Source organism: Enterococcus sp. H57, assembly GCF_003112495.1.
Classification (GTDB): Bacteria; Bacillota; Bacilli; order Lactobacillales; family Enterococcaceae; genus Enterococcus_B; species Enterococcus_B faecium.
Genome location: NZ_BEHC01000065.1, coordinates 1 through 5,928 on the forward strand (window position 1 = coordinate 1; position 5,928 = coordinate 5,928).

Genomic DNA, 5,928 nt, shown 5'->3' on the forward strand with positions numbered 1-5,928 from the left:
CCATAAAGGTTTTCAACAGGTAACCGATACATTAGTTTCAATGTTTACTGAGTAACTAATTATTTTGCAGGAGGACAATTTATTTACACAAAATATTTTACACTCTCATCAAATCATTAGAATCGTGATAAGACATTGTATTAAATCTAATCCTTTATCCATTTTTTATCAATCTTACTTTGCACCATCTCCAATACTTATTATTAGCCTCTCTTGGAGCATGTAAAGTTATTGTAGCTCGGTCTTTCGCTAAAGTGCAGGGCATAAATTTAAACGATATCCGTGTAGAGATAGATGGAGTATTAGATCCTGATGGTTTTATAGGAAAAAATAAAGCAGCTAAAATAGGCTATTCTGCAATCGTATCTAAATTTTATATTGAAGCTGATAATACTGATGAAGAGATTTCAGATTTTATCGCATTTATTGATCGTACTTGTCCGGTAGCTGATACCATTAAAAATGCACCTACGACTAAATCAGAAATCCATAAATTATAAACTATGAATTAAAAAAGATTCTTCTCATTTTGCACTAAACAGGTATTTCTATTTTATTTCTTGTCTTTTCGAAGGTATACATATCTATAAAAAAGACGAGAGAAAAAAACTAGTTAAATCAAGATTTTAAATACATTATTTTAAGCAATTTCATGTGTTACAACTTAATAGGAATTTAAATTTTATTATTAAATTTTTTAATCATTTACACGAAAATTAATTTTATAAAGAACATACTCTATACTCTTATTTTTTTTCAAGAACTCAAAAAAGCGGAAAATCCCAGATTTAAAAATCTGAGTTTCCGCTTTTGTCATTTCAAGGATGGACTATTGTCTCAGCCTCTTCTAATTTATTCTTAATATATTTTTACTTTCTCTGCAGGTGCTGATACTTCTTTTTGTTCTTTCCGACCTTTCAACTTATACTTCATTAATCTCATGCCATTGAAAATTACCACCAAGATACTACCTTCATGAACCAACATTCCGATAGACATATTCATCCATTCGCTGAAGAAGACGCTGGTCAACAAGACCAACACTACTCCAACTGAAATCACGATATTTTGTTTCATATTATTTGCGGTGGCTTTTACTAATCCTAATGCGTGGGGCAAGTTGCTGAAGTTCGAGTTCATTAAAACGACATCGGATGTTTCAATCGCTACGTCCGTTCCGCTTCCCATTGCAATCCCGATATCTGCTAGCGCCAAGGACGGGCTGTCATTGACACCGTCCCCGACAAAGGCGACCGTGTGCCCTTTTTGCTGGAGTTTTTCAATATAAGCCGCTTTGTCTTCCGGCAGCATATGCCCGTGCGCCTCGGTGAGGTTCAGTTCACGCGCAACCCGGTCCACTGTGCCTTGGTTGTCGCCGGAAAGAACCACTAAATCTTTCACGCCTAAATTCTTCAATTCCTGCAAGTCTTGTTTCACTCCTGGACGGATTTGGTCGCGGATTCCCATCAGAATCTTCAATTCCCCGTCGACTGCTGTCAATACTAAGGAGTTCCCATTTTTCTCGAATTGTTTGACGTCTTTCTGCGCTTTTTTACTCAACTGCACATTTTCTTTTTCCATCAACGCCACATTTCCAACCGCGATGCGGTGTCCGTCCACTTGAGCGACAATGCCGCCGCCTTTGACGACGTCTGTGTCTTCTACCGGGAACAGTTCTACCGTGCCGGTATGCTGGAGGACGGCCTTGGCTAGTGGATGGTCTGATTCAGTCTCCACGCTGGCTAAATAACTGTAGGCTTTTTCTACATTGTCTCCGTACACTTCTGTTTCCGCGACTTCAGGATTCCCGACAGTCAGCGTTCCTGTTTTGTCGAACACAATCGTATCAACTTTGCTGAAGTCATTGATGACTTCGCTTCCTTTCAAAAGAACTCCATTGCGTGCACCGTTTCCGATTCCGGCTACGTTGGAGACCGGAACCCCAATGACCAATGCACCTGGACAGCCTAGGACTAAGATCGTAATCGCCAATTCAACGTTTTGGGTCATTGCCCAGACAATGAATGCCAGAACCAAAACAGTTGGGGTATACCATTTAGAAAAGCGGTCAATAAAGCGCTCTGCTTCTGATTTAGAATCTTGCGCTTCTTCCACAAGTTCAATGATTTTACCGAATGTGGTGTCTTCTCCGACTTTGTCTGCCCAAATCTGAATGGTGCCATTTTCCAATATCGTACCGGCAAAGACTTCACTGCCTTCTGTTTTTGTGACAGGAACGGATTCTCCTGTGATACTGGCTTCGTTGATATGCCCTTCACCCGTAAGGACTGTACCATCTACTGGAACTTTCGCACCAGTTTTGACAAGCAGAACATCTCCTTCATCTACATCATCTACATCCACTTCTTCAAATTCTCCGTCTTCTGTTTGGACCAAGGCACTTTCTGGTGCCATGTCGGTTAATTCTTTGATTGCTGAACGTGTCTGGTTCAATGTACGCTGTTCCAAATAATGTCCGAACAAGAACAAGAACGTAACGATAGCCGATTCTTCATAATTTTGAATAAAAAGCGCACCAATCGCTGCAATACTGACTAAGACATCAATACTGATGACTTTGACTTTCATTGCTTGAAACGCTTGAATGGCAATTGGCGTAATCCCAAAGACAGAGGCGATGATCAAAGACCACTCTGAAAGTCCTACGTTTTCTAAAACAAAGTGACTGAAGAAACCGAGTACGATTAACAATCCACTGATGACGGTGATAACATTTTTCTTGCTTAATATATATTGTTGCATGCTTTTTCCCTCCAAATTTAATTTCTCTTTTATTGATAAACACAGTATAAGATAATTGCCTAAGTAATTAATTGACTGACATCAAGTTTAGAAAGTTCTCTTTTATCGTTTCTAAGCACCTCGAATCGGATTGCAACAAAAAAAGCAATCCTGGAAAAATAGCTTTTCTTCCAGAATTGCCTAGTTCATTTAATCTGTTAAGCGGCCTTGACTTTTGCTTTAAGGACCGGATAGCCTACGTTTTCGATAGCTTTTTGAATCTCTTCAATCGAAGTGACAGCTGAATCAAAATTGGCTTTGACTTTGCTGGAGTTGAATAATACTTTAATGCTGTCTTTATCAACACCGTTAACTGATTTTACGGCACCTTCAATTTTTTGCATACAACTTGGACAAGACAACGTTTCTAATTGCAATATAGCTTTTTCCATAATTCCTATCTCCTTTATGTGTTTTTATTTTATCGGCAGCAGATTAATGAACACTGCCTTTTCCTTTTTACAACTGTAGTATAGCTCACTTTTAGCAAACGAAAATTGACACATATTAAGTTTTGCACTTCTTTTTATCTTTTTGCTCAATTCACCATCTTATATAAATTGAGTTAAATTGTATTCGTTTTTCCTCCTATAGGCGTATACTAAAGAAAACACTTGAGGAGTGGGGAACATGGAAACAGAACGCCAAATCCGTGAATTGGAAAAAGCGATGAATACGACAGACAACCGCCGGTTGTACGAGCGTTTCCTGGCAGTCAAGTTGGTTCTTGAAGGCCACACCCGGAAAGAAACCGGGCACACCATCGGCCGCGACGAGCATACTGTCAGCCACTATGTGAAAAACTACTGCCATAATGGAATCCAAGGTTTAGTCTCCAAAAAACAAAGCGGACGACCTTCACGGCTGACAGATGAACAGGAAGCGGAACTGGTCCAAATCGTCGCCTACCACACTCCGGAGGAAGTAGGTTTCAAATCCCGTGCCAATTGGACATTGGCGATTGTGTGTGACCTGATTCTCCGGGAATGGAGTTATGGATATACGCAAAAAGGCGTGGCGGACCTCCTTCACCGGCTAGGACTAAGCTGGACCCGTCCGACGTATACCCTCAAAAAAGCGGATTCCAAGAAACAACAGGTATTTTTGGAAGAAACCTTCCCGAGCCTAAAAAAAAAAATTGCTGAATAGCGATATTGACCACCTCCTATTCGAGGACGAAACCATGATCCGGGATTACCAAGCCATTGGCTGCACCTGGTTTCTCCGCGGCCACCAGCGAAAAATCCCCACTTATGGACAACACAAAGGGGTAAAATTGATAGGCACCTTGGATTATGAAACCGGTCGGATCATTTGTACAGAAGAAGGGGCATACGACGCAGCGGCCTTCCTCCGTTTTCTGGAGCGGACGTTGCGGGAATACCCCACCGGAAAAATCGTGATGGTATTGGATAATGCCCTTATCCACCACGCCAAGCTGATCCAGTCTTTTCTTGAAGAAAACGCTAGGCGCCTGGCACTCATCTTCCTCCCTCCCTACAGACCTCAGTTGAACCTAATGGAAGGCGTTTGGAAGTGGCTCAAGGAATCGGTCATCAACAATGTTTTTTTTTGACCACGTCCAGAAAATCAAACAGTCGGTCCGCGGTTTCTTAGCCGATGTAAACGAGCGTCCCCTTGAGGTGATTGACCGACTGTGCGTGCGGATGTAAAGTATTTAATTCAACCTATATAGAAAGAAGTCTTGTACTTCATTTTAGTCTAATGACAGTCATAACATCATCGACAGCCCCGTTATTGAGTCAATTCTATTCAATAATTTCTTCTACTTGTAATAACGTTGTATTCAACGCTTAAAATATTCCAGCATTAAACACCAGTTCCACACTGTTCTTTTTCAATAGATACACCGATTCTTTGCGAGATAATTGGTATTTATCAGGAGATTTAGGACGGTTTTCTACGTTCATTTTCCCACCTCTTGAATTTTTCCTTCTATTATATAGGTATATAGGGCGTTATTCTGTCATAGATCCAAACTCTTTACTGCGGTATCTTTGTCTTCCTGGGTGATCCCAATATAGCGTAAGGTTTCCCGTTGTGAAGAATGGTTTAGTAGTGACTGAATGATCTCTGTTTTGGTTCCTTGCTTGTACAAAAAATAGCCAAAGGTCTTACGCATCGAATGGGGACCAATTTCTTTCAACCCAACCACCGTTCCTGCTTCATGAATGATCCGCCAAAGGCTTTGTCGGGTCAAAGGCGTATCTGCTCCTTTTCGACTTGGAAACAAATACTTGCTGAAGTCTTGTACTTGCAGCTGCTCAAGAAATTCTGATTGAACATAATCAAGAATCACTTTTCGTAATTTGTTCGAAATGAAAACCGAATTGTGTTTAGCTGTTTTTTGTTCCTTCATGGCCAGACGTTCTTTGACGATCACCCGGCCACGGGAAATTTCTAACACGTCACTTAATTTCAACTGTCTTAAATCGGAGATTCGATACGCCGTATTGATCCCGATCGAAAAAAGCACCAAATTTCGTTGCCCATATTTTCCGGAAGCCAAAATTGCCTTCATGGCGTCGATCTTTTTTTTATCGCGAATCGGTTCCACGCTCTTCATTTTTAGTCCCCTCTCAAATGTTACTTAATATGATTATAACAGATAATAAGTCACATTTAAACAAGCTATAGAAAAAAGGCCCTAAAAGAAAAGTGATTTCCTCTTAGAGCCTCTAAGGATGGAGCGATTTTGATGAATGTGACAGAATCCGATTGTGTCACATTAGGCTTTTGATATTTTCGGTAAGATTTGATTATCTCAGAACATTAATATTGCCCCTTTAAAAAATTTTGTCAGTACTTTTAAGTTATTCTATTCTGAAAATTCAAAATTTTCAGTCTATATAATTAACTTATATTCAGTTTTACCAAATGATAAGCTTTAAAAAGTATTCAGAATTTAGTCATGTTATGGATCCAATAAAGTAGATATGGAATATTTATTTTCTCTTGTCTAATTTATAAGAATATGATTTGTCAAAGAATTAAAGCTATGAATTATTCAGCCTGAATAATTCATACTTTTAATTAAAACCATGTGAAACTGCCTCACGGCAGCTTACAATTACTTTTTCATCTTCACCCGTTAAGTGATGAAAA

At 39.7% G+C, this 5,928-nt stretch carries 4 protein-coding genes and 1 pseudogene; 2 read left to right on the forward strand and 3 right to left on the reverse strand.

Annotation, left to right across the window (positions count from 1 at the left end; all coding sequences use genetic code 11):
* The first annotated feature begins 179 nt into the window (after window positions 1-179).
* Window positions 180-500, forward strand: a complete 321-nt coding sequence (locus DIZ30_RS11385; RefSeq protein WP_267896187.1) for an OsmC family protein — start codon at window positions 180-182, stop codon at window positions 498-500.
* 358 nt (window positions 501-858) lie between these two features.
* On the opposite strand, the gene DIZ30_RS11390 is transcribed toward DIZ30_RS11385, so the two are convergent.
* On the reverse strand, window positions 859-2,763 hold the full coding sequence (locus tag DIZ30_RS11390; RefSeq protein ID WP_086284367.1) for a heavy metal translocating P-type ATPase: 1,905 nt from the start codon (window positions 2,761-2,763) through the stop codon (window positions 859-861).
* A gap of 197 nt (window positions 2,764-2,960) precedes the next feature.
* Entirely contained in the window at window positions 2,961-3,194 is a 234-nt protein-coding gene (locus tag DIZ30_RS11395) for a heavy-metal-associated domain-containing protein (RefSeq protein ID WP_002292161.1), read from the reverse strand.
* Between the two features lie 238 nt (window positions 3,195-3,432).
* Here DIZ30_RS11395 and DIZ30_RS11400 point away from each other — a divergent pair.
* Window positions 3,433-4,475, forward strand: a pseudogene (locus DIZ30_RS11400) (IS630 family transposase).
* A gap of 314 nt (window positions 4,476-4,789) precedes the next feature.
* On the opposite strand, the gene DIZ30_RS11405 reads toward DIZ30_RS11400, so the two are convergent.
* A complete protein-coding gene (locus DIZ30_RS11405) occupies window positions 4,790-5,389 on the reverse strand; it encodes a tyrosine-type recombinase/integrase (protein WP_002301789.1) in 600 nt (199 codons plus the stop codon).
* Between the last annotated feature and the right edge of the window lie 539 nt (window positions 5,390-5,928).

Excerpts from the sequence above, each read along its gene's own strand:
- DIZ30_RS11395 (WP_002292161.1), bottom strand. The coding sequence starts at position 3,194 with ATGGAAAAAGCTATATTGCAATTAGAAACGTTGTCTTGTCCAAGTTGT.
- DIZ30_RS11390 (WP_086284367.1), bottom strand. The coding sequence starts at position 2,763 with ATGCAACAATATATATTAAGCAAGAAAAATGTTATCACCGTCATCAGT.
- DIZ30_RS11405 (WP_002301789.1), bottom strand. The coding sequence starts at position 5,389 with ATGAAGAGCGTGGAACCGATTCGCGATAAAAAAAAGATCGACGCCATG.